The organism is Pseudomonas sp. IT-93MI4 (assembly GCF_949767635.1).
Lineage (GTDB): Bacteria > Pseudomonadota > Gammaproteobacteria > Pseudomonadales > Pseudomonadaceae > Aquipseudomonas > Aquipseudomonas putida_A.
Genome location: NZ_CATKPP010000003.1, coordinates 1 through 22,794, shown reverse-complemented (window position 1 = coordinate 22,794; position 22,794 = coordinate 1). Strand labels below are relative to the sequence as shown.

Genomic DNA, 22,794 nt, shown 5'->3' with positions numbered 1-22,794 from the left:
CGGGTAACAGGTACTTGTGCACATTAGTTGCGCAGACGGTAACCTTGCTGTCATATCAATCCTGACCCCGATGGCTGCCTGTATCAAAAGTTTAAGTCAATGAAAAATATCGTCTTTTTTTGTTGGTGAAAAAATCGTCAGTTTGACTGCGAGCCCCATTCCACAAGGCTTTGCGGAGGTTCGGGAGCGGTTGTCCACTGAGTTATCCACAGCTTCTGTGGATTGTCCCTAGCGCTTGCTCTAGGACGGGCGTGCCGGGTTTTTTTCGACTTTACCTGTACGAAAAAGAGAGTAGAGTGGCGCGCCTTCCGATCTGTCCCACAGTGTTTTATGAAGTTTCGCTCAGTATCAGACTCTGTTACCTCCGAACACCCTCGTGTTACCCCTCCCATGCGATTTTCCGTGCGTGTGGCCGAATGGCTGCTCGACAGCCCGCGCCTGGGCGATAGCCGTAATGCCAAGCATCTGGCGGGGCGCCTGCTCAAGCAACCGGCGCGCGAAGGCGTGGTCGCCGCGCAAAGTCGTCTCGGCCAATTGATGTGCCGCGAGTGCGGCAATGCCCGTGATCGGCGCATCGGGCAGGATCTGCTGCGCCAGGCCGCCCGCGCCGGCGACCGGCGTGCACAACGCGAACTCGGTCTGCTCGAAGACTGAGCTGTCCAACGCCCCATGCCTTGGTTAACCTTCAGGCTTTATCGAATCGGCAGGAGTGGCTATGGCTATGGACTTGACCAGCGTGTTGCTGGGTCTGGCGGGCGCGGGATTGCCGCTGCTGGCGCTGGCCTGGCAACTGCAACGGCGGGCCAGTGATCGGCAAGCCGAGGTCGCCTTGTTCGAAGAGCGCCTGGCCATGGCGCAACTGGCGCAGGACGGGCTCAACGCCCAACTTGAAGCCAGCCGCGATGAAATCGTCGACCTCGGCCAAGCCAATGCCGCCAAACAGGCGGAGCTGGCGGCCCTGCGCCGCGAAGTCGAGCTGCTGCAGATCGAGCGTGATGATGCCCGTGACGCTTCCCACGCCTGGAACATCGAGCGTGCCAACAAGGAAGCCGAATTGCGGCGTCTCGACGCCCAGGCCGCGTCGCTCAACGCCGAACTGCGCGAGCAACAGGAAAGCCATCAACAACGCCTCAACGACCTGCAAGGCTCGCGCGATGAGCTGCGCGCGCAATTCGCCGAGCTGGCAGGGAAGATCTTCGATGAACGTGAACAGCGTTTTGCCGAGACCAGTCAACAGCGCCTCGGGCAGTTGCTCGATCCGCTGAAAGAACGCATCCAATCTTTCGAAAAACGCGTGGAAGAAAGCTATCAGGCAGAAGCCCGCGAACGCTTCTCGCTGGCCAAGGAGCTGGAGCGTCTGCAAGCGCTTAACCTGCGCCTGAGCGACGAAGCGACCAACCTGACCCGCGCCCTCAAAGGCCAGAAGACCCAAGGCAACTGGGGTGAATTGATCCTTGAACGGGTGCTGGAACACGCGGGGCTGGAGAAGGGCCGCGAGTACCAGACCCAAGTCAATCTCAAGGGGCCGGACGGCGAGCGCTTCCAGCCGGATGTGATCATTTACCTGCCGGGCGACAAGCAGGTGGTGGTCGACTCCAAGGTCAGCCTCACTGCCTATCAGCAGTACGTTGCCGCCGAAGATGACACCCTCGGCCAGGTCGCGATCAAGCAGCACGTGCTGTCTCTGCGCAGCCACGTCAAGGGCCTCGCCGGCAAGGATTACAAGCGTCTGGAAGGCCTGCACAGCCTCGATTTCGTCTTGCTGTTCGTGCCGATCGAAGCGGCATTTTCCGCCGCCCTGCAAGCCGAGCCGGCGTTGTTCCAGGAAGCGTTCGACCGCAACATCGTGATCGTCAGTCCGACCACGTTGCTGGCGACGTTACGGGTGATCGACAGCCTGTGGAAGCAGGAGCGGCAGAGCCAGAACGCCCGGGAAATCGCTGAGCGTGCCGGCTGGCTGTACGACAAGTTCGTACTGTTCATTCAGGATCTGGACGAAGTCGGCAATCGCCTGCAACAGCTGGACAAGGCCTACAGCTCGGCGCGCAACAAACTCACGGAAGGGCGCGGCAACCTGGTCAGCCGCAGTGAGCAGCTCAAATTGCTGGGCGCGCGGGCCAGCAAGAGTTTGCCGGCGGATCTGCTGGAGCGGGCGATGACCGATGTCGATGGGCTGGTCGAGCTCCCGGAATAACCCGAAGAGCTTCGCGAGCAGCCTCGCTCCCACAGTGAAATGCATTCCAAAAGTGGGAGCGGGCTTGCTCGCGAAGGCGTCAGTGGTAGCGCTGCGACATTCAAGTCAAACGGTTACAGCGGCACATACCGACTCAACAACGCCCGCAACGCCGCCGGTTTCACCGGTTTGGCCAGATAATCCAGCCCCGCCGCATGCACCTGCGCCACCGTCTCCGGACGACCATCGGCGCTGATCACCACCCCTGGTACCGGCTCACCCAGCGTGGTGCGCAACCACGCCATCAGCTCGGTTCCAGTGTCGCCGTGGTCCAGGTGATAGTCGACCAGTGCCAGTTGCGGTCGCACACCCTCGTTCAGCAACGCCGCGCATTCTTCGCGATTGCGCGCCGTCCACACCTGACAGCCCCAGCGGGTCAGCAGGCTGTTCATGCCAATCAGAATGCTGTCTTCATTGTCGATGCACAGCACCTGCGCGCCGCTGAGCAGCTTGCCGTTCAACTCCACCGCAGTTTTCTGTGGCAGAGATTGCGCCCGGGCCAGCGGCACACTGACACTGAACACGCTGCCGCGCCCCGGCCACGAACGTACGCGCAGGGTATGGCCGAGCACGCGACATAAACCGTCGGCAATCGCCAGGCCCAGCCCAAGACCTTTTTCGGCGCGGGTCTGATGGCTGTCGAGGCGCTTGAACTCCTCGAAAATCACTTGTTGTTTGTCTTCCGGAATTCCCGGCCCGCGATCCCACACTTCCAGGCTCAACTCGCCATCGCGCCGACGTACGCCCAGCAGCACCGGGCCCTTGGCATAGCGGAAAGCGTTGGTCAGGAAGTTCTGCAGAATCCGCCGCAGCAATTTGATGTCGCTGTCGATGCGCAACTGGCTGCCGCGCACACGGAACTTCAGGCCTTGTTCCTGGGCCAGCGCCTTGAATTCGGCGCCGAGCGTATCGAACAGCTCATTGAGCGCGAACGGTTTGCGATCGGGGTTGATCTTGCCGTTTTCCAGGCGGGAAATATCCAGCAGGTCGCTGATCAGGTCTTCTGCCGAACGCAGCGAACTGTCGAGGTGTTGCACCAGTTTCTGCGCCTCGCTGCTCAAGCCGTCGTCCTGATGGGACAGGGCGGCAGAGAACAGGCGCGCGGCGTTCAACGGCTGCATCAAGTCATGGCTGACGGCGGCGAGGAAACGGGTTTTCGATTGGTTCGCCGCCTCGGCATGGCCCTTGGCTTCGGTCAGTGCGACGTTGAGCTGCGACAGCTCCTGCGTACGCTCGCTGACCCGTTGCTCCAGGCCTTCGTTGGCCTCAGTCAGCGCCTGCTCGGCTTCGCGGAACGCGGTGATGTCGGTGAAACTCATGACGAAACCGCCGCCGGGCATCGGGTTGCCGATCAGCTCGATCACCCGGCCGTTGGGGAACAAGCGTTCGGAGGTGTGCGCACGGCCCTGACGCATCCAGTGCAGGCGCCGGGCGACGTGGACTTCCGCCTCGCCGGGGCCGCACAGGCCACGTTCGGCGTTGTAGCGAATGATGTCGGCAATCGGCCGGCCGACGCTGATCAAACCGTCGGGGTAGTTGAACAACTCCAGATAACGCCGGTTCCATGCCACCAGTTTCAGTGACTGGTCGACCACGCTGATGCCCTGGGTAATGTTTTCGATCGCGCCTTGCAGCAAGGCGCGGTTGAACTGCAGGACTTCCGAGGCTTCGTCAGCGATTCGGACGACGTCTTCCAGCTGCATTTCCCGACCTTCAATCGCGGCTTTTACTACCGCGCGCGTCGACGAAGCGCCGAGCACGCCGGCCAGCAGACGTTCGGTGTGGGCGATCCATTCGCCGTCAGCATTCTGGTTCGGGTTGAAGCCCTTGCCCTGGCGGTAAGCGAAACGAATGAAGCTCTGTCGCGCGCGCTCTTCACCGACAAAGCGTGCCGCCAGTTGCAGCAAATCATCAATCTGCACCGCGAGCATCGAGCGCGCACTCGGCCGCGCGCTGATTTCCTGGCCGATGAAGCGCCCGGCCTGCCAGTGTTCCGAGACCCGCGTGCGCGACAACACCGAGACCCATGCAAACAGCGTGAAGTTGCCCGCCAGTGACAGCACCACGCCTTGGGTCAGCGGGGTGATCGGCAGGTTCAGCGGGTTGCTGTGCAGCCACGAAAGGCCCGGGAACGTGCTCAGCGACCAGCCGAGGCTGTGGGCGGCAATCGGCAGGATCAGCGTGTAAAACCAGAGGAACGTACCGGCGGCCAGACCGGCGAACACCCCACGGCGGTTGGCCTGTTTCCAGTACAGCGCGCCGAGCATCGCCGGGGCCAGTTGGGTGACGGCGGCGAAGGCGATCTGGCCGATGGTTGCGAGGCTTGCGGTGGAGCCGAGCAAGCGGTAGCTGACGTAGGCCAGCAGCAGAATCAGCACGATGCTCACGCGGCGCACCGAGAGCATCCACTGGCGGAACACTTCGAACGGGCGCTCGGCGTTGTTACGTCGCAGTAACCACGGCAAGAGCATGTCGTTGGAAACCATGGTCGACAGTGCCACGCTGGCCACAATCACCATGCCGGTGGCCGCCGACGCACCGCCGATGAACGCCAGCAACGCCAATGCCGGATGGGCCTGGGCCAACGGCAGGCTGATCACGAACGAGTCGGGCAACACGTGACTCGGCAGCATCATCTGCCCGGCGAGGGCGATCGGCACCACGAACAGCGCGGCCAGCGCCAGATAAGCCGGGAACACCCACTTGGCCAGACGCAGGTCCTGCGGGTCGATGTTTTCCACCACGGTGACGTGAAACTGCCGTGGCAGGCAGATGATCGCCATCATCGCCACCCCGGTCTGCACCACCATCGACGGCCAGTTAATCGTTTCCTTCCAGTATTCCTCAAGGCGTGGCGCGAGCATCGCCTGATTGAACAGGTCGTCAAAACCGTCGTACAGCCCGTAGGTCACGAACGCGCCAACGGCAAGAAAGGCGAACAGCTTGACCAGCGATTCAAACGCAATCGCCAGCACCATGCCGCGATGGTGCTCGGTGGCGTCGAGGTTGCGCGTACCGAAGACGATGGTGAACAGCGCCAGTACCAGCGACACGATCAGCGCGGTGTCCTGGGCGCGGGTACCCATGGCGTCGGCACCGGCGCCGATCAACAGGTTCACACCGAGGACGATGCCTTTGAGTTGCAGAGCGATATAAGGCAGGACGCCGACCAAACAGATCAGCGCCACCACCACCGCCAGCGATTGCGATTTGCCGTAGCGCGCGGCGATGAAGTCGGCAATCGAGGTGATGTTCTCCTGTTTGCTGATCATCACCATTTTCTGCAGGACCCACGGCGCGCCCAGCAGCAACAGGATTGGTCCGAGGTAGATCGGCAGGAATGACCACAGCTGTTCCGCCGCCTGACCGACCGCGCCGAAGAACGTCCAACTGGTGCAATAAACCGCCAGCGACAGGCTGTACACCCACGCGCGCATCCGCGGCGGCAACGGCGTGCTGCGACGGTCGCCGTAGAAGGCGATGGCGAACATGATGGCCATATAGGCCAGGGCGACGGCGGCGATCAGCCCGGTGGACAGCGACATGCAACACTCCCGACAAAAGACTCCCCGGCAGTCCTGCCCGGGCGGACAGTCTCGCATGAGTATGGCGGTTAGTCAGTGTCGACCAAGGTCGTGGCGTGGCGGGGTGTCGCAGGTTTGAAACCGGGTGGTTTTTGAGGTGACCGGTCATGCCCCATCGCTGGCAAGCCAGCTCCCACAAGGATCTGCAGTGGGCACAGCTTTTGTGAGCATCACAGACCCTGTGGGAGCTGGCTTGCCAGCGAAAGCGTCAGTCCTGCTTCAGCGCGATATCGATCAACCGATGCAGCTCATCCACCTCCAGCGCCGCCGCCGAAAACAGAATCCGGAACACCACCGGCGCCACCACCAGATTGATCAGATGATCAACGCTCGGCGCCGGCTCGTCAGGGTGACGCTCGATGATGGTCTGCAACTGCCCACCAAGAATCGTCACGCAGTACCCCGGCGTGGCGCTGGCCTGCACATCGCGCATCATGTTGCGCCCCGGCTCTGAGCTCATCTCGTCGAGATACTGTTCAGCCCAGGCGCGAATGTCACCACGCAGGTCACCGGTCACCGCCGGTTCGCTGTCAGGGCGCATGCGGGCGAGGGCGACGTCGGCGAGCAACGCCGCCAGATCACCCCAGCGCCGATAGATCGTCGACGGCGTGACCCCGGCGCGCGCCGCGATTTGCGGGACGGTCACGGTGCTGCGCTCCTGTTCTTGCAGAAGTGCGCGGACTGCCGAATGAATCGACTCTTGCACCCGGGCACTGCGGCCGCCGGGGCGTAAACCTTCTTTAGTAGCCATGCGTCAGACCTTAACACAAAGAATTTGCTTTAAGCCAAAGCCGGGAGCACACTCCGCAAAAGCAAAAAATTAGCTTTTGCGGAGTGTGCCCATGACCAGCCTTGCTTCCAACCGTGGCAGCCTGATTTTTCTGGCGATCACCTTACTCAGTTTTCTCGCCGCTTCCACGGCGCCGACGCCGTTGTATCACCTGTATCAGGATCAACTGCACTTCTCGGCAGCGGTGCTGACCCTGATTTTCGGCGTGTATGCGCTGAGTCTGCTGGCGGCGCTGCTGACGGTCGGATCGCTGTCCGATCACCTGGGACGTAGACCGGTGATTTTCACTGCCGTGCTGCTCAATGCGCTAGCGATGTTGCTGTTTATCAGCGCCGACAGTGTTGCCTGGCTGATCAGCGCCCGCGTATTGCAGGGTTTTGCCACCGGCATGGCCACCGCTGTTTTGAGCGCGACGCTGCTCGACACCGACCGTCAGCAAGGGCCGTTGATCAACAGCGTCGCACCGTTGCTCGGCATGGCGCTGGGCAGCATGGGCTGCGGCTTGCTGGCCGAGTTCGCCCCGGCGCCGTTGCAACTGACTTACTGGCTGCTGCTGGCGCTGTTTGTGTTGCAGGCGGTGTATGTCTGGCGTCTGCCGGAAAGCGTCACCCCGCAATCCGGGGCTTGGGCTTCACTGCGGCCGACCCTGCATGTGCCGGTTCAGGCGCGTTCGACCTTATGGCGTGTGCTGCCGCTGAACACCGCAACCTGGGCCCTCGGCGGCTTTTTTGCCTCACTGGCACCGTCGCTGGTGCGCACTGCTACCGGTTCGACTTCGAACCTGATCGGCGGCGCTACCGTTTCGGCGTTGACCGTGACCGGGGCGCTGATGATTTTCACTTTGCGCAATCGTCCCGCCGGCAAAGCCCTGCAAATCGGCGCCAGTCTGCTGCCTATCGGCGTGCTGCTGATTTTGCTCGGCGTGCACAGCGCCAGTCTGGCGCTGTTTTTCCTCGGCACACTGGTTGCCGGTTGCGGCTTTGGCTCGGGTTTCCTCGGCGCGGTGCGCAGCCTGGTGCCGCTAGCCCTGCCGCATGAGCGGGCCGGTTTGATGTCGGCGTATTACGCGCTGAGTTATCTGGCGTTCTGCCTGCCGGCGTTGCTGGCTGGGCATTTGACCCGCACTTACGGTTTGCTGGTGACTACCGACGGCTACGGTGCCGGATTGATCTTCCTGGCCGTCGCCGCGCTGTTGCTCAGCCTGCGCCCGCAAGCAGTCAAGGCTTGCAGCGCTCCATAAACGTTGTGCTTTCAGTTACCTTTGGCCGGCCTTCTTTTCACGGATCGACCGATGAAGATTATCCGCAGCAAGTCGTTCACCGCCGAGCGTGCCTGGGGTGCGCTGGACATCGCCAACATGAACGGCATCACCACGCGCCTGCACTGGACTGATCAGCCGTACAAATGGCATGTCAACGATGGCGAGGAAGTGTTCGTAGTGCTCGATGGTCAGGTGCGGATGCACTATCGCGAACAGGGCGAAGAAAAGCAGGCGCTGCTTGAGGTCGGGGACATCTTCTACGCTTCAGTCGGTACCGAGCACGTGGCGCATCCGCAGGGCGCGGCGCGGATTCTGGTGATCGAAAGCGAAGGCAGTGTTTGACTGCTTATCTGTAAAGTAGATAACAGATAGAGAAATTACCCGTTATATAGATATTCGATTCGGTTCTACCATGGGCTCAACCTCACCAGAGGACAGGAGTTCATGATGACTTGCCCCAACATTGCTAAACCCGGCATCAAGCCGTTCAGCCAGCTTCAGCATCCGCGTGAAGTGATCCGTCAATTCACCCCGAACTGGTTCGCCGCGACCATGGGTACCGGCGTGCTGGCCCTGGCGCTGGCGCAACTGCCGGTGGCGATTCCCGGGTTGCACGCGGTGGCCGAAGGTTTGTGGCTGTTCAACATTCTGTTGTTCACCCTGTTTACCTTCGCTTATGCCGCGCGCTGGATTTTATTCTTCGATGAAGCGCGGCGGATCTTCGGCCACTCCACCGTATCGATGTTCTTCGGCACCATTCCCATGGGCCTGGCGACCATCATCAACGGCTTTCTGCTGTTCGGCCTGCCACGCTGGGGCGAAGGCGTGATTCATTTGGCCGAAGTGCTGTGGTGGCTCGACGTGGCGATGTCGCTGGCCTGCGGTGTGTTGATCCCTTACATGATGTTTACCCGCCAGGAACACAGCATCGACCAGATGACGGCGGTCTGGCTGTTGCCGGTGGTGGCGGCGGAAGTGGCGGCGGCCAGCGGCGGCTTGCTCGCGCCGCATCTGGCCGATGCCCACGCGCAACTGGTGGTGCTGACCACCAGCTACGTACTCTGGGCATTTTCCCTGCCGGTGGCGTTCAGCATTCTGACCATCCTGCTGCTGCGCATGGCCCTGCATAAACTGCCCCACGAAAACATGGCCGCTTCGAGCTGGCTGGCCCTCGGCCCGATCGGTACTGGTGCGTTGGGCATGTTGCTGCTGGGCGCTGATGCACCGGCGATCTTCGCCGCCAACGGCCTGCCGGGCATCGGTGAAATCGCTGCGGGCCTCGGGCTGGTCGCCGGGATCACCCTGTGGGGCTTCGGCCTGTGGTGGATGTTGATGGCGCTGCTGATTACCGCGCGTTATCTGCGTGACGGCATCCCGTTCAACCTCGGCTGGTGGGGGTTCACCTTCCCGCTGGGCGTGTATTCGCTGGCGACCCTCAAGCTCGCCAGTACGCTGAACCTCGGTTTTTTCAGCGTGGTCGGCTGCATGCTGGTGAGCCTGCTGGCGGTGATGTGGCTGATCGTCGGTAAACGCACCGTGCAAGGCGCGTGGCGCGGTGAGCTGTTTGTCTCACCTTGTATTGCAGGGTTGAAGAAATAACCTGAAAAGTTTAGGTAAGGTGTGGCCTGGATCGCCGATCGAGATTCCAATAAGCAGATCCAGGCCATTCTCTACCGACCTCAGGGAAACACGGAAGATGAGTCACCCCTCACAGTTCAACCTGCTTCGCACTCGGCGCTTTCTGCCGTTTTTCATCACGCAGTCGCTGGGCGCGTTCAACGACAACGTGTTCAAGCAATCGCTGATCCTCGCCATTCTGTATCGGCTGACCATCGAAGGTGACCGTTCGATCTGGGTCAACCTGTGCGCGCTGCTGTTTATCCTGCCGTTCTTTCTGTTTTCGGCGTTGGCCGGGCAGTTCGGGGAAAAATTCGCCAAGGACGCGTTGATTCGTCTGATCAAACTCGCGGAAATCGCGATCATGGCCGTCGGATCGATCGGTTTCCTGTTCGATCACCTGTCGCTGATGCTGGTGGCGCTGTTTGCCATGGGCACGCATTCGGCGCTGTTCGGGCCGGTGAAGTATTCGATCCTGCCGCAGGCGTTGCGTGAGGATGAACTGGTTGGCGGCAACGGGCTGGTGGAGATGGGCACGTTCCTGGCGATTCTTGCCGGGACCATCGGCGCCGGGATCATCATGTCCTCGACGCACTACGCGCCGCTGGTTTCGACCGCGATTGTCGGCATTGCGGTGCTCGGTTATCTCGCCAGTCGCAGCATTCCGCGCGCGGCGGCGGCCTCGCCGGAAATGCGCCTGAACTGGAACATCTTCAGCCAGTCCTGGGCCACGCTGAAACTCGGTCTGGGCCAGACGCCTGCGGTGTCGCGTTCGATTGTCGGCAACTCGTGGTTCTGGTTTGTCGGGGCGATTTACTTGACGCAGATCCCGGCCTACGCCAAGGAATGGATGCACGGCGACGAAACCGTAGTCACGCTGATCCTCACGGTGTTCTCGGTAGGGATTGCGCTGGGTTCGATGCTCTGCGAGAAGCTTTCCGGGCGCAAGGTCGAGATCGGACTGGTGCCGTTCGGCTCGTTCGGTCTGACTGTGTTTGGCCTATTGCTGTGGTGGCATTCCGGCGGAATCCCGGAAAGCGTCAACGGCCACAGCTGGACCGAAGTGCTGGGCTTTGCGCATACCTGGGCGGTGCTGGTCGACATTCTCGGCCTCGGTATTTTTGGCGGCTTCTATATTGTGCCGCTGTACGCCTTGATCCAGTCGCGCACCGCCGAGAACGAGCGGGCGCGGGTGATTGCCGCCAACAATATTCTCAACGCCCTGTTTATGGTGGTGTCGGCGATCGTTTCGATCGTGTTGCTGAGTGTGGTCAAACTGTCGATTCCGCAATTGTTCCTGGTGGTGTCGCTGCTGAACATCGGCGTCAACGCCTACATCTTCAAGATCGTCCCCGAGTTCAGCATGCGTTTCATGATCTGGCTGCTCAGCCATTCCATGTACCGCGTCGAGCACCGCAACCTCGAGGCGATCCCGGACGAGGGCGCGGCATTGCTGGTGTGCAACCACGTGTCGTTCGTCGATGCGCTACTGATTGGCGGTGCGGTGCGTCGGCCGATTCGCTTTGTCATGTACTACAAAATCTACAACCTGCCGGTGCTGAACTTTATCTTCCGCACGGCGGGGACGATTCCGATTGCCGGACGCAACGAAGACATCCAGATCTACGAAAAAGCCTTCACCCGGATTGCCCAGTATCTGAAGGACGGTGAGCTGGTGTGCATCTTCCCCGAAGGCAAGTTGACCACCGATGGTGAGATCAACGAGTTCAAGGGCGGGCTGACGCGGATTCTCGAAGAGACGCCGGTGCCGGTGATTCCGCTGGCGTTGCAGGGGTTGTGGGGCAGTTTCTTCAGTCGCGATCCGAACAAGGGACTGTTCAAGCGGTTGTGGTCGCGGGTGACGTTGGTGGCGGGCTCGGCGGTCGAGGTTGAGGCGGCGCAGCCGGCGAAATTGCAGGGGATGGTGGGGGCGTTGCGCGGGGCAGTCAGATAGTCGTCGCCTGATCGGCCCTCATCGCTGGCAAGCCAGCTCCCACAGGTTTTCTGGATTTACACAAGATTTGTGTTCACCGCAGATCCCTGTGGGAGCTGGCTTGCCAGCGATGGGGCCAGTGGCCTAAGCGCTGACCTTGAGGCCAATCAATCCGGTAATGATCAACGCCACACTGGCCAGCCGAATCAACGCCATCGACTCGCCAAACAGAATGATCCCGGCAATCACCGTGCCCACGGCACCGACCCCGGTCCAGATTGCATAAGCCGTACCCAGCGGCAATTCCTTCATTGCCAGACCCAGCAGGCCAAGGCTGATGGCCATGGCCGCAACGGTCAGGACGGTGGGGAGCGGGCGGGTGAAGCCGTCGGTGTATTTCAGGCCGACGGCCCAGCCGACTTCGAACAGGCCGGCGAAAAACAGAATGATCCAGGACATGAGAGACCTCCATCGATTGACGGGGCCGTCCCCAGATTGATAACTCGATCGAGCCGCAGGGTCGTCCCCGCGTAACGCAACAGTCTGCCGAGCATTAATCCGGGGATCAAGTTTGCCGGTCAGTCGGCCGGCTGCTGCGCTAGCGCCTCACGGTCTTCTTTCTCGCTCATGCGCCGGAAGTACGTCGAGAGCAACGCCCCGGAAATATTGTGCCAGACGCTGAACAACGCGCTCGGCACCGCCGCCAGCGGCGAGAAGTGCGCGCTGGCCAAGGCCGCACCCAACCCCGAGTTCTGCATGCCGACTTCCAGCGCCAGCGACTTGCGCTGCGCCAGTGGCAACTTGAACAGGCGCCCGGTGAAGTAACCCAGCAGGTAGCCGAAGCTGTTGTGCAGCATCACCACGGCCATGATCAGCAGCCCGGATTCGGCAATCTTCGCCTGACTGGCAGCTACTACGGCGGTGACGATGATCACGATGCTGACCACCGACACCAGTGGCAACACGTCCACCGCGTGGCGCACCTTGTCGCCGAGCACGCGTTGCGCGACCACGCCGAGCACGATCGGCAGCAGCACCACTTGCAGAATCGACCAGAACAATTCCATGAACGAAACCGGCAACCACGCCGAAGCCAGCAGCCAGATCAGCGCCGGGGTCAGCAGCGGAGCGAGGAGGGTGGTGACGGCAGCAATCGCCACCGACAGCGCCAGATCGCCGCGGGCCAGCCAGGTCATGACGTTGGAAGAGGTGCCGCTTGGGCAGCAGCCGACCAGAATCACCCCGACCGCGATTTCCGGCGGCAGGTGGAAGATCTGGCAGAGCAACCACGCCACGCCGGGCATGATCACGAAATGTGCGACCACGCCCAGAGCCACGCGCCACGGATGGCGGGCGACGGCAGCGAAGTCATCGAGTTTGAGGGTCAGGCCCATGCCGAACATCACCAGCCCCAGCAGCGGCACGATTGCGCCTTTGAGGCCGAGGAACCACGCCGGTTGCAGGAACGCGATCACCGCGAAAATCAGAACCCAGTAAGCGAAGGTATTGCCGACAAAGCGGCTGAGTGCAGCCAGTGCGCGCATGGCCTGTTCCTTATTATTGAATGAACACCACAAAAACAATTGTGGGAGCGAGCCTGCTCGCGAAAGCGGCGTGCCAGACACATTAATGTTAACTGTCACTCCGCATTCGCGAGCAGGCTCGCTCCCACAGTTTTGAAACTCGTCAGGATTAGATCCCCTGCGGAGTCTCTTCACCGCCCAACGCTTCCACCAGTGCCGGCAGGAAGTCGCCGAAGGTCAGCATCATCAGGGTGAAGCTGGCGTCCAGTTGGCCCAGAGCCTCGTCGCCACCGTCCTGTTCCGCCTGATCCTGCAGCAGGTCTTCGAAGTTCAGGCGTTTGACGGTCATCTTGTCGTCGAGCATGAACGACAGTTTGTCCTGCCAGGCCAGCGACAATTGGGTGACCACTTTGCCGGTGCTCAGGTGCAACTGGATTTCTTCGCTGGTCAGATCCTGACGCTTGCAACGCACGATGCCGCCGTCTTCGTGGGTGTCGCGCAGCTCGCATTCGTCCAGAACGAAGAAGTCCGGGGCGGCTTGCTGGGTGGTCACCCACTCGGTCATCACGGCGGTCGGTGCGGTTTTCACGGTCAGCGGACGCACGGGCAGGGTGCCGAGCACTTCACGCATGGTGGAAAGCAGGTCTTCGGCACGTTTCGGGCTGGCCGAGTTGACCAGGATCAGGCCCTGTTTCGGCGCAATCGCGGCGAAGGTCGACGAACGACGGATAAAGGCGCGCGGCAGGAACGCCTGGATGATTTCATCCTTGATCTGATCGCGTTCCTTCTTATAGACCTTGCGCATCTGCTCGGCTTCGATCTCTTCGACCTTCTCCTTGACCGCATCGCGCACGACGCTGCCCGGCAGAATGCGTTCTTCTTTACGCGCAGCGATCAGCAGGAAGTCACCGCTGACGTGCACCAGTGGCGCATCTTCGCCTTTGCCGAACGGCGCGACGAAACCGTAGGTGGTCAACTCCTGGCTTGCACATGGACGCGCCAGTTTGGTGGCCAGTGCAGTTTCCAGCGCCTCGGCATCGACAGGCAGGTCTTGGGTCAGGCGGTAGATAAGCAGGTTTTTGAACCACATGGGGTGAGTCTCTCCTTTATACAAAGGGGGGCATTATTGTCTTCGCCGGGTCATAGGCCAACCCTTCTCTAAGCCTTTGGAAGGCCTGAGAAAATTAATTAAAAAAGTGCTTGCCAGAGGTTGGGTCGCTCCGTAGAATGCGCGCCACACCGAAGCGAAGGGTGATTAGCTCAGCTGGGAGAGCGTCTGCCTTACAAGCAGAATGTCGGCGGTTCGATCCCGTCATCACCCACCATTCGTTTCAAGTGTTTAGCGCAGCGGTAGTTCAGTCGGTTAGAATACCGGCCTGTCACGCCGGGGGTCGCGGGTTCGAGTCCCGTCCGCTGCGCCATATTCGGTAACCTGGACCACTGAACGCCAGGTCACCACGGAAAAACCCGCTGAAGCGGGTTTTTTTCTGTCTCAAGTTTGTACCTTGTTCCATCGGGTTTGTGTCGTTTCACCGGTTTTCGGATTTTTTTGAAAAAAACTTCAATTAAATCAACACATTACGAAAACTTGTGGCATAATGCGCCCCGTAACGAAGCGAAGGGTGATTAGCTCAGCTGGGAGAGCGTCTGCCTTACAAGCAGAATGTCGGCGGTTCGATCCCGTCATCACCCACCATTCGTTTCAAGCGTTTCGCGCAGCGGTAGTTCAGTCGGTTAGAATACCGGCCTGTCACGCCGGGGGTCGCGGGTTCGAGTCCCGTCCGCTGCGCCATATTCGGTCACCTGGACCCGCTGAACGCCAGGTCACCACAGAAAGCCCGCCTAGTGCGGGCTTTTTGCTGTCTGCGATTTGTGAAATCACTCGATCTCCTCTGTAGGAGCTGCGGCACGCTGCGATCTTTTGATCTTGCTTTTAGAGATCAAAAGATCGCAGCCTCGTTTCACTCGACAGCTCCTACAGAGGAATTCTCACTGTTCAGCATTGCGGCTATGCCGATAATCGCTCACCGCCTCATACACCGCTTTGCGCAAGCGGTTGATCCCGCCAATCGGTCGGTGCGCTTCGATACCAAACCACGGGTTGAACGACAGGTTGTCGCATTCTAGATTCAACGCCGGTGTGTCGAAGTCCTGCGCAGGCAGAGTGATTCGCGCCACACTTTCGAACGGTGAATCCTGTTCGCGCCATTCGATGCTGGTGTCCTCGATCGGCATGTACTTGTTCGCGTCCTGACGCTGAATCTGCAACACAAAACACGCTGGCACCCGATCCGTCGACAGTTGCTGATTCAAGGCGCTGCGCAGGAAATTCGGCAGGTCGTGGTTTTGCGGGGGCAGGGCATACGCCGGGCAATTGTCCGGATCCGGCGCGACCCGAAACTTCGCATTGGCCTCCCCGAATTTGTAGGGCGATACCGAAAAGTACGTGGTCGCCGTCGGGCTGTTCGGTGGCGGCGCCAGGGTCGCCAAGGCGATGAACAGGTGGCGGATCTGCCAGTTGCGCGGATCCCAGCCAGGAAAGAACGCCATGATCTTTTTGCCGTCAGCCTGAGCCGCCACATTCTGACGATACTCGGCGACATCGCTGACAAAGAAGTTCGGGTGGCTGAACATCACGAAGTCTTGCTCGTGGCGCTGCTGACGGTCGCCGAGCAATGGTTTGCCGGGCACATCGAGCAGTTTGATTGCCATGCCCCGGGCATCGCGGATGCTGTCGAACTGCGGGTAGGCGTTGCCATTGGACAGGCGAATCATCGCCTGCCAGGTTTTGCCCGGCTCACTGAATACGCCTTGGCGCAACGCAGGTGTCAGTTCCGGCAGCACCGTCACTTCGGCTTTCACGCAACCATGGGCCTTGGCATGCGCGTCACGCAGGTAGCGAGTGCCTTCGCGGTGTTGATCGACGATGCGTACGGCGGTCTGGATCACGTCCTGGGTCATCGCCGCTTCACCGGCGGGAATCTGTTCCTGCGCCGACACCGGGCCGCGGTGCTGCCAGGCGAACCACGCGCTGGCGATGGCCCAGCCCAGCAGGCCGACAATCAGCAATGCCAGCAGGGCTTTGCCTAGCAGGCGCCCCAGCCACAACCATACGCGGGCGAACATCGACGGTCTTTTGTACGGGTTGATCATCATGGCAATTGCGCCTCCAACGGTCCGCCCAGTACTTTCAGGTACTCCAGCAAGGCCCAGCGTTCTTCTGGTTGCAGCAGTCGGCCGATGACCCCATTGCCACGCTCGCCGGCGCGGAATTCGTGACCGCTGTTGTGGTTGCCGGAAATTCGTGTGTCGAACAGGAAACCATTGGTAAAGGCTTCGGTGCGATAGCCCAGATGACGCGGGTCGTATTCGAACGAACCTTTATAGAACGTCGTGGCGCGCTCATCCTGCGGTGACAGCAGTTGATAAAGGCTCGGTACTGAACCGTTGTGCAGAAATGGCGCGGTGGCCCAAACCCCGGCCAATGGTCTGGCCTTGTAAGCGACTTTTTCGCGCACGCCGATCGGCAGACCGAAGCCATCAAGTTTTGGCTTTTCCTGAGGGGTGACACCAGCCTCGCGATAAGCGCGGTTTTCGACGAATGCGGTGACGTAAGCCAGGCCCTTGGCCACCGATAGCTGGCTCAGATTCAGTGGTTCGGTGGGCGTCGGATGCAGTTTCACATCCATCTGCTCCAGCTCTTTCAGGTCCCATTGCAGTGGCGACAGGTCGAATCGGTGGGTGGCAATGTTGGTCGCGGCATTCGGATCGGTGCCGATCACCTCCACCGGCAGCATGTGCAAATGCTGCACCCAGCGCTCGCCCTCCTGGGTCTTGCGCGGCACGTGGCAACCGGCGCAGTTCTCCTCAAACAGAGCGCGGCCCTCGGCGGCCAGCGGTTTGTCGATGGCGCCCAGAACATCCTCCGGCCAGGCCGGCGGTTGCAGGCGTTGCAGGGTTTCTTCGATTTGGTGCAGATCGCGCACGCGCACACTCGAGGCATAACGCGCATCGCCCTGCAGCGGCTGGCCGTTGTTGTCGAAGAAATTCAGCGTGGCGCCGACCCCCAGTGCCTCACCGATATTGCGCGCCATCGGTTGCTGCGCCGAGCCGTTCCACTGCACCCAGTCGAACGTCCACATGTCCCACAGTTGCGGGTAGTCCACCGGTGCATTGGCCACGCGGTAGTTGGTGGGGGAGATCGCGTCGCCGAAGGTGGCGTTGGCGATACGGCCGAATGCGTCGGTGCGGCCCGGGCCTTCTTCGGTAGGGTAGAGGCCGCGATGCGTGTCGTTCCAGGCGACTTTGAGGAAGGTGTTCAGCGATTGCTTGAAGTCTTTGCGCAGTTGTTCGCGGCGCGCCTCGTAATCATCGCCCAGAACATTTCTGGCGAAGCGTTCGAATTTCCATGGGTTGTAGTAAGTCGAGGCCAGACTCGCGACCAAGGCTTGTCCGAAACTGCCACCGCGCAATGTAGGAACGCTGGAAGGCAAGACATGCTGCGCCGAACCACCGTCAATTCGCACGGCCTGGCCTTTGAAGCGCAATTCACCAGTGTGGCAAGCAGCGCAGGTGATATCGAGATATTGCTCGCTGCCACCGGGATTCGCGTGGCGGGCAAAGCCGACCGGCAGATTGCCGGGGTTTTTCGACGTGGCTTTCTGCTGTGGATCAACCAGAAAACCGAAGCGTGCGAGGTATTCCGGGGACGCGAAACGCTGCTGCGAGAAGGGCAGTTCCAGCGCCTCGAACCATTCATAGCGCAGGCCTTTGACCTGTGTGCCTTGCGGCGTGAAGTAGTAGGTCTGGCGTTCCTCCTCGCTCCACTGCTGCAGGTAATGCACCTGTTGGGCCGGGATATAGAATGGAAGTTTCGGGTTGGCGACGAAGTACAGAATCACTGCCAGAGCCAGGCCCAGCAGCACAATGATCAGTGCCAGCACACGGTATAAGAGGCGCAAGATAAACATCCTTGTCGAGTTGTTGCCTTGTTATGCCTCAGCTGTTGCAGGTGCGGCAAGTGGCCATTACGCCAACTGTCGTAGGAAGTCTCATCAGCCCTTGTCAGCTTCAGATGACAGAAGCTTCATCGTCCCTTGGCCCGAATGCGTTTTAATCCCTGAACTTATCGGACATTTCCTGCTCTCATGCCGGTAGCCATTGGTCGTGGCGGCCTGATAAGCTCGCGGCTTTACTCGATTGCCCTTTCGGCGCATGAACAAGGAAATAGCATGAAACAGCATCGGTTGGCGGCGGCGGTAGCCCTGGTTAGCCTGGTCCTCGCGGGTTGTGATTCGCAGACCAGCGTAGAGCTGAAAACCCCGGCGCAAAAAGCTTCCTACGGTATCGGCCTGAACATGGGCAAGAGCCTTGCTCAGGAAGGCATGGATGATCTGGACTCCAAAGCGGTAGCCCAGGGCATCGAAGATGCCGTCGGCAAGAAAGAACAGAAGCTGAAAGACGAAGAACTGGTCGAAGCCTTTGCCGCGCTGCAAAAGCGTGCTGAAGAGCGTATGGCCAAGATGAGCGAAGAGTCGGCAGCCGCTGGCAAGAAATTCCTCGAAGAAAACGGCAAGAAGCCTGGTGTCACCACCACCGCTTCCGGTCTGCAGTACGAAGTGGTCAAGAAAGCCGACGGCCCACAGCCTAAGCCTACCGACGTCGTGACTGTTCACTACACCGGCAAGCTGACCAACGGCACCGTGTTCGACAGCTCTGTTGAACGTGGCAGCCCGATTGATCTGCCGGTCAGCGGCGTGATCCCGGGTTGGGTTGAAGGTCTGCAACTGATGCACGTTGGCGAGAAGTACAAACTGTACATTCCTAGCGATCTGGCTTACGGCGCGCAATCGCCAAGCCCGGCAATCCCGGCCAACTCGGTTCTGGTCTTCGACCTGGAACTGCTGGCCATCAAGGATCCTGCCAAAGAAGACGCCGCCGCCAAGTAATCGGCTGTAGCTTCGAAGACAACGCCTCGCATATGCGGGGCGTTGTTGCATCTGGACGATGCTGGCGGTAAACAGAGCGAACGGATGGCGCTTACAGCAGTCCTAGAGATTGAGGCTGCCAGCGCTAGACGCCCTGAGCCGCCAAGTCAATGAAATATTGGGGTTTTTTATGTGAGTAAAAAACGCCCGATCTGAGCGCGGCCCTTATAAAACGGGGCTTTCAGCGCTGAAATGCAGCTCTGTTCACAAGGTTATCCACAATTTGTGTGGATAACATTTCAACGGGAGAAATAGATGAAAGCGCCGTGGAATTTCGCCCGATTTCTGCCCCTCGCCGGTCGATTGCTGGCGCGTGGGCGTCTGCCGACCCTGTTGTTCGCGGTGGCGAGCAAAGGTGCCGCGCAGGGTAATCGTCTTGGCAAACTCAAGGAAGATCTGCGTTTGCTCCAGGCACTGTGTCTTGCATACTGGCGTGGCGAATACCGAGCGATCAGCCCGAAAGCCATCGTCTCGGTGGTGGCGGGCCTGATGTACTTCCTCAGCCCGGTGGATGCGATTCCGGATTTCATTCCGGTGTTCGGTATGCTCGATGACATCGCCGTTCTGGCCTGGCTGATGAAAACCCTCGACGATGAGCTCAATGCTTTTCGGCTCTGGCGCAACCGCCTGCAGCCGGAAAAACTTGCGGTGGTCGAGCGCCTGCCTGATACCCCCGAGCAACTTCAGCTTCAGGGCCCGAAAAAGCCCTGATTCACCCCGCCTGCAGACAGATAGATCCCCCCCGCGACCTTGGCCGCTGTTAGGATTACACTTCTAGGGAAAAGTGCCGACTCGCTAAGTGTTGTTGTCCTACGGGGTAGTCATGGATATTCAGATAATTGCACGCGATGGCGAACCCGAGTATGCGGTTCTGCCATGGGTTCAGTATCAGGCTCTACTGAAAGCAGCAGGCATCAACGAAACACCGCAGCAGCAGGCGCCAGCGCCGGCCGCCGCAACGCCAGACCCGATTCTTCCAGGTCTGGACCAACTACGCAGTTTGCGCGAAGGGAAGGGCATCGCCATTGAGGCGCTGGCCCGCACGGTAGGCATCAGCCCGTCTTATCTGGCCATGATCGAAAGCGGCGAGCGTCAACCTGACGCCGCGATTCGTCGCAGCCTGGCCTGGGAACTGACGGTGCCGGGTTGGAGGGATGAATCGTGAGCGTACGCATCAGTCGTCAACATTGGGACGGATTGCTGGGGGAGCTGGATCAGGCGCGCAGGCAGCGCCATTTGTTGACCTATCGAGCCTTGCTCGAACGTTTGCAACTGCCGACGCCGGCGATGCAGACGCTGACCGCGGCACTTGAGCATCTGGCCGCACTCGACGCAAAGGCTGAACAGCCGTTGCGCAGTTCGCTGGTGATCAGCCAGGGTGCCAGCCGTTTGCCACGTACCGGTTTCTTTGAGTGTGTCGAGCGTCTGGGGCGCTTTTCCGGGCCATCCGATGGCGTTGCTGCTGCCTCCTGGCATGCGTCGGAAGTGGTCAGGGTTTTCGAATACGAGTACCCGGAATCGGCGGAGGCCTGAGTGTTCTTACGACTCAAGGCGTCGGCCAGTTACTGGTTGGCCCGCAGGCTGTTTCACTGGTCGTGGTTTGTCCGCCAGCCCAGTGGCTGGCGCTGGCTCGAAGGGCAGTTTGCGCGCATGGCCAATCTTGGCGATGTCGGCGCGCAAAGCTTTTATGGGCACATTCTGACGTTTCGCGGGGTTGGCCTGGGTGCCCGCGAAGAGGGTGTGCGGCTGTTGCGTCTGGCGGCGCTTGCCGGTGATGGCAAAGCGGCTTATCAGGTCGGCGTGATCAGCTTGGCCGGTACGCCGAGCAAAGCGCCGGATCCGGCCGAAGCGGCGCGCTGGTGGACGCTGGCCACCAAGGCCGGTCACCCGTTGGCCGAGCTCAAACTCAAAGAGTTGAGCGCTCGGGATTAAACCCGGTAAATCATTTTGTATCGCTCGATAAACGTGGCGTGAGGGAAACCTCACGCCACGTTTGCGTTTATCGCTATACGTTTTTTGTAGTAATCAGCCTTTTGCGGATTAGTCCTACAGCAAACACCTACTCGCCTGACTTCTTTCCTGATTGATCCCCCGCAAAGTCCCCGCGCCTAATTTTTGCGCGAGGGAACGCTCATGTTTGACCCGGTTTTTCATTCCACCCCGCATCGTCGCGTGCGCTGATGGAAGCCGTCAGCCGTATCGAGCAGGAACTCGACAGCTTCCCCGACACCCTCAGCCTCTATCGGCAGCAGCTTGAGCATTGGTTCAGCAAAGCGGCCGACCAGGTCAGCCACGCGGCGGACCTGCCGTCGCTGATGGGCATGGAGCGGATCATCCGCTTCGGTGATCGCGTCACCGCCGTCAGCACGGGCGACAGTGAGTTTGCCTCCGGCGTCGTGCAGTGCCCGAAAAGCGGGGTGCTGGCGATCGAGAGCAAATTCGAGTCGGTGTACGACATTCCGCTGGGCGATATCGTGGTGGATGTGGTGGCGGTGGATGATGGAAAAACCTCGCCCGTGGCACTGGATGCGCAAGGCCGGGGAACATTCGCCGGTACGCCAGGCAAGTTCTATCGCGTGCAGGTGCACAGCGACGTTACCCCGGAGCAGATCGAGGCGCTGTTCCAGTCCTACAACGGCTTGACCGGCGAGCTGGATGGCTGGTTGCGCAGCGAGTGGCAGGGGTTCAAGCCGCAGTGGTCGCAGTCGGTGGCGACGGCGGCGGGCAACGGCATGCTCGCCGGGAGCTGGGCGGCGATCGAGGGGGTATGGGACAGCATCGGCATGCTGTCGGAGATTCTCAAGGATCCAGGCGCATTTGCCGAGCGGCTGGGAAGCGGCGCGGCTGATCTGATTCATCTCGCAGAATCAGCTCCGGATGTCATGCAAAAGCTGCAGTTGCTGGTCAGTGATGAGGCGGCGCTGTGTTTGCTGCTGCGCAGTGCGAGTCTCTGGCTGGAGATGCTGCCGCCCAGCCAGATCGCCGGCAAAACCGCTGAAACGGCGTCGATGATGATCGTGCAGGTGCTGATCGATGTGCTGATCGGCGTTGTGTTGACATTCGTCGGAGCTGGCGCCGGGATCGCTTATCTGACGCTACGCCTGGCGGATCGCGCCGCCCAGTTGCTCTCGGTTGTGAAACGCCTGGTCAAGGCGATGTTCGGCATCGTCAACACGTTCATCCATTACGTCGACCAGTACAAAACTGTCGCCGCGCGGGGTATCGCCGCCGGGGTGAAAAAGGGCCGCATGCAATTGCGCTGGGATGCGAAGCGCAATGCCGCCCTGAAGAAAAACGAGCACCACGATAACGCTCCCGATCAAGCGAAAAACCCCAACGGCGACAGCGCCGATTGCGCCCCGTTGACCTGCACCAACGGCTGTCCGGTGTCGATGGTTACCGGCGAAGAACTGCTGACCCTGACCGACGGCACGCTCGATGGCTTGCTGCCGTTCGAATTCACCCGGTTGTACCGCACCAGCGCGGTGGAGATCGATGTCGGGCTGGGGTTTGGCTGGAGTCATTCGCTGGCGCATCGGCTGGAGTTCGATGGCGAGGCGGTGATCTGGGTCGATCACGAAAATCGCCGCACGCGGTTTCCGTTGCCCAGTGTGGAGCGGCCGCAGATTCACAACAGCTTGTCGCGGGCAGCGATTTTTCTCGGGGAGGAGCCGGAGGAACTGATCCTCGCGCTGGCCGGGGATACAGCGCGGTTTTATCACTTTCGTGCCGGGCGGTTGGTGGCGATCAGTGATGCGTATGGCAATCGTCTGACGGTGCATCGCGATTTTTCCGAGCGTGTGCAGCGCCTGGATAACGGGGCCGGGCGGTCGTTGTTGTTGCGCTACGACCGGGCGCATCTGGTG

Annotated in this window: 19 protein-coding genes and 4 tRNA genes; 16 read left to right on the top strand and 7 right to left on the bottom strand. The window is 60.4% G+C overall.

What is annotated here, in order from left to right; translation table 11 throughout:
• The first annotated feature begins 330 nt into the window (after nucleotides 1–330).
• Entirely contained in the window at nucleotides 331–654 is a 324-nt protein-coding gene (locus tag ACM6I7_RS02220) for a sel1 repeat family protein (RefSeq protein ID WP_096797719.1), read from the top strand.
• Nucleotides 655–829: 175 nt separating this feature from the next.
• Nucleotides 830–2,194 carry a DNA recombination protein RmuC gene (gene rmuC, locus ACM6I7_RS02215; RefSeq protein ID WP_414887943.1) on the top strand — a complete coding sequence of 455 codons (1,365 nt, stop codon included), beginning with the start codon at nucleotides 830–832 and terminating at the stop codon, nucleotides 2,192–2,194.
• 113 nt (nucleotides 2,195–2,307) lie between these two features.
• Here rmuC and ACM6I7_RS02210 read toward each other — a convergent pair whose 3' ends face one another.
• The gene (locus ACM6I7_RS02210; RefSeq protein ID WP_027614071.1) at nucleotides 2,308–5,778 is read right to left on the bottom strand and encodes a PAS domain-containing hybrid sensor histidine kinase/response regulator; all 3,471 of its coding nucleotides are present in this window, start codon (nucleotides 5,776–5,778) and stop codon (nucleotides 2,308–2,310) included.
• A gap of 247 nt (nucleotides 5,779–6,025) precedes the next feature.
• Nucleotides 6,026–6,568 (bottom strand): TetR/AcrR family transcriptional regulator, encoded by a 543-nt coding sequence (locus tag ACM6I7_RS02205; RefSeq protein ID WP_414887876.1) that lies wholly within the window; start codon nucleotides 6,566–6,568, stop codon nucleotides 6,026–6,028.
• Between the two features lie 91 nt (nucleotides 6,569–6,659).
• On the opposite strand from ACM6I7_RS02205, the gene ACM6I7_RS02200 reads away from it, so the two are divergent.
• The 4 genes from ACM6I7_RS02200 to ACM6I7_RS02185 all read left to right on the top strand — a co-directional run bounded on the left by ACM6I7_RS02200 (nucleotide 6,660) and on the right by ACM6I7_RS02185 (nucleotide 11,439).
• Nucleotides 6,660–7,847 carry an MFS transporter gene (locus ACM6I7_RS02200; RefSeq protein WP_150368054.1) on the top strand — a complete coding sequence of 396 codons (1,188 nt, stop codon included), beginning with the start codon at nucleotides 6,660–6,662 and terminating at the stop codon, nucleotides 7,845–7,847.
• A 51-nt stretch (nucleotides 7,848–7,898) separates the two neighbouring features.
• Nucleotides 7,899–8,210: a cupin domain-containing protein gene (locus tag ACM6I7_RS02195; protein ID WP_150368055.1), complete on the top strand. Its 312-nt coding sequence runs from the start codon at nucleotides 7,899–7,901 to the stop codon at nucleotides 8,208–8,210.
• 105 nt (nucleotides 8,211–8,315) lie between these two features.
• Nucleotides 8,316–9,467 (top strand): TDT family transporter, encoded by a 1,152-nt coding sequence (locus ACM6I7_RS02190; RefSeq protein WP_096797724.1) that lies wholly within the window; start codon nucleotides 8,316–8,318, stop codon nucleotides 9,465–9,467.
• Between the two features lie 97 nt (nucleotides 9,468–9,564).
• On the top strand, nucleotides 9,565–11,439 hold the full coding sequence (locus tag ACM6I7_RS02185) for an MFS transporter (RefSeq protein ID WP_414887875.1): 1,875 nt from the start codon (nucleotides 9,565–9,567) through the stop codon (nucleotides 11,437–11,439).
• A gap of 123 nt (nucleotides 11,440–11,562) precedes the next feature.
• Here ACM6I7_RS02185 and sugE read toward each other — a convergent pair whose 3' ends face one another.
• From sugE to rdgC, 3 genes are all read right to left on the bottom strand, one after another.
• A complete protein-coding gene (sugE, locus tag ACM6I7_RS02180) occupies nucleotides 11,563–11,877 on the bottom strand; it encodes a quaternary ammonium compound efflux SMR transporter SugE (protein ID WP_003223093.1) in 315 nt (104 codons plus the stop codon).
• Nucleotides 11,878–11,996: 119 nt separating this feature from the next.
• Entirely contained in the window at nucleotides 11,997–12,962 is a 966-nt protein-coding gene (locus tag ACM6I7_RS02175; RefSeq protein WP_096797726.1) for a bile acid:sodium symporter family protein, read from the bottom strand.
• 148 nt (nucleotides 12,963–13,110) lie between these two features.
• A complete protein-coding gene (gene rdgC / locus ACM6I7_RS02170; protein WP_414887874.1) occupies nucleotides 13,111–14,031 on the bottom strand; it encodes a recombination-associated protein RdgC in 921 nt (306 codons plus the stop codon).
• Between the two features lie 159 nt (nucleotides 14,032–14,190).
• Between rdgC and ACM6I7_RS02165 the strand changes: the two genes are divergently transcribed.
• From ACM6I7_RS02165 to ACM6I7_RS02150, 4 genes are all read left to right on the top strand, one after another.
• Nucleotides 14,191–14,266: transfer RNA gene (locus ACM6I7_RS02165), tRNA-Val, on the top strand.
• A 19-nt stretch (nucleotides 14,267–14,285) separates the two neighbouring features.
• Nucleotides 14,286–14,362, top strand: a tRNA-Asp gene (locus tag ACM6I7_RS02160).
• A gap of 199 nt (nucleotides 14,363–14,561) precedes the next feature.
• Nucleotides 14,562–14,637, top strand: a tRNA-Val gene (locus ACM6I7_RS02155).
• Between the two features lie 19 nt (nucleotides 14,638–14,656).
• Nucleotides 14,657–14,733: transfer RNA gene (locus ACM6I7_RS02150), tRNA-Asp, on the top strand.
• Between the two features lie 197 nt (nucleotides 14,734–14,930).
• Here the strand turns inward: ACM6I7_RS02150 and ACM6I7_RS02145 are convergent.
• Together ACM6I7_RS02145 and ACM6I7_RS02140 are read right to left on the bottom strand one after the other, a co-directional pair.
• The gene (locus ACM6I7_RS02145; protein WP_414887873.1) at nucleotides 14,931–16,097 is read right to left on the bottom strand and encodes a catalase family protein; all 1,167 of its coding nucleotides are present in this window, start codon (nucleotides 16,095–16,097) and stop codon (nucleotides 14,931–14,933) included.
• Entirely contained in the window at nucleotides 16,094–17,902 is a 1,809-nt protein-coding gene (locus ACM6I7_RS02140; RefSeq protein ID WP_414887872.1) for a di-heme-cytochrome C peroxidase, read from the bottom strand. The genes ACM6I7_RS02145 and ACM6I7_RS02140 overlap by 4 nt, the downstream gene beginning before the upstream one ends.
• A gap of 270 nt (nucleotides 17,903–18,172) precedes the next feature.
• Here ACM6I7_RS02140 and ACM6I7_RS02135 point away from each other — a divergent pair, with 270 nt between their 5' ends.
• The 6 genes from ACM6I7_RS02135 to ACM6I7_RS02110 all read left to right on the top strand — a co-directional run.
• Complete coding sequence (locus tag ACM6I7_RS02135) at nucleotides 18,173–18,889, top strand: FKBP-type peptidyl-prolyl cis-trans isomerase (RefSeq protein ID WP_007966725.1); 717 nt, start codon at nucleotides 18,173–18,175, stop codon at nucleotides 18,887–18,889.
• Between the two features lie 294 nt (nucleotides 18,890–19,183).
• Complete coding sequence (locus ACM6I7_RS02130) at nucleotides 19,184–19,639, top strand: YkvA family protein (protein WP_414887871.1); 456 nt, start codon at nucleotides 19,184–19,186, stop codon at nucleotides 19,637–19,639.
• A 112-nt stretch (nucleotides 19,640–19,751) separates the two neighbouring features.
• Nucleotides 19,752–20,093 carry a helix-turn-helix domain-containing protein gene (locus tag ACM6I7_RS02125; RefSeq protein ID WP_027613366.1) on the top strand — a complete coding sequence of 114 codons (342 nt, stop codon included), beginning with the start codon at nucleotides 19,752–19,754 and terminating at the stop codon, nucleotides 20,091–20,093.
• Nucleotides 20,090–20,461 (top strand): hypothetical protein, encoded by a 372-nt coding sequence (locus ACM6I7_RS02120; RefSeq protein ID WP_003223109.1) that lies wholly within the window; start codon nucleotides 20,090–20,092, stop codon nucleotides 20,459–20,461. The genes ACM6I7_RS02125 and ACM6I7_RS02120 overlap by 4 nt, the downstream gene beginning before the upstream one ends.
• On the top strand, nucleotides 20,462–20,860 hold the full coding sequence (locus ACM6I7_RS02115; protein ID WP_414887870.1) for a sel1 repeat family protein: 399 nt from the start codon (nucleotides 20,462–20,464) through the stop codon (nucleotides 20,858–20,860).
• A gap of 248 nt (nucleotides 20,861–21,108) precedes the next feature.
• The coding region (locus ACM6I7_RS02110; RefSeq protein WP_414887869.1) for a DUF6531 domain-containing protein at nucleotides 21,109–22,794 on the top strand (1,686 nt) is incomplete at its 3' end.

Coding starts and splice junctions, on each gene's coding strand:
- ACM6I7_RS02190 (WP_096797724.1), top strand. CDS start 8,316: ATGACTTGCCCCAACATTGCTAAACCCGGCATCAAGCCGTTCAGCCAG.
- ACM6I7_RS02200 (WP_150368054.1), top strand. CDS start 6,660: ATGACCAGCCTTGCTTCCAACCGTGGCAGCCTGATTTTTCTGGCGATC.
- ACM6I7_RS02205 (WP_414887876.1), bottom strand. CDS start 6,568: ATGGCTACTAAAGAAGGTTTACGCCCCGGCGGCCGCAGTGCCCGGGTG.
- ACM6I7_RS02175 (WP_096797726.1), bottom strand. CDS start 12,962: ATGCGCGCACTGGCTGCACTCAGCCGCTTTGTCGGCAATACCTTCGCT.
- ACM6I7_RS02195 (WP_150368055.1), top strand. CDS start 7,899: ATGAAGATTATCCGCAGCAAGTCGTTCACCGCCGAGCGTGCCTGGGGT.
- ACM6I7_RS02135 (WP_007966725.1), top strand. CDS start 18,173: ATGAAACAGCATCGGTTGGCGGCGGCGGTAGCCCTGGTTAGCCTGGTC.
- rdgC (WP_414887874.1), bottom strand. CDS start 14,031: ATGTGGTTCAAAAACCTGCTTATCTACCGCCTGACCCAAGACCTGCCT.
- ACM6I7_RS02145 (WP_414887873.1), bottom strand. CDS start 16,097: ATGATGATCAACCCGTACAAAAGACCGTCGATGTTCGCCCGCGTATGG.
- ACM6I7_RS02220 (WP_096797719.1), top strand. CDS start 331: ATGAAGTTTCGCTCAGTATCAGACTCTGTTACCTCCGAACACCCTCGT.
- sugE (WP_003223093.1), bottom strand. CDS start 11,877: ATGTCCTGGATCATTCTGTTTTTCGCCGGCCTGTTCGAAGTCGGCTGG.
- ACM6I7_RS02185 (WP_414887875.1), top strand. CDS start 9,565: ATGAGTCACCCCTCACAGTTCAACCTGCTTCGCACTCGGCGCTTTCTG.
- ACM6I7_RS02130 (WP_414887871.1), top strand. CDS start 19,184: ATGAAAGCGCCGTGGAATTTCGCCCGATTTCTGCCCCTCGCCGGTCGA.
- ACM6I7_RS02125 (WP_027613366.1), top strand. CDS start 19,752: ATGGATATTCAGATAATTGCACGCGATGGCGAACCCGAGTATGCGGTT.
- ACM6I7_RS02210 (WP_027614071.1), bottom strand. CDS start 5,778: ATGTCGCTGTCCACCGGGCTGATCGCCGCCGTCGCCCTGGCCTATATG.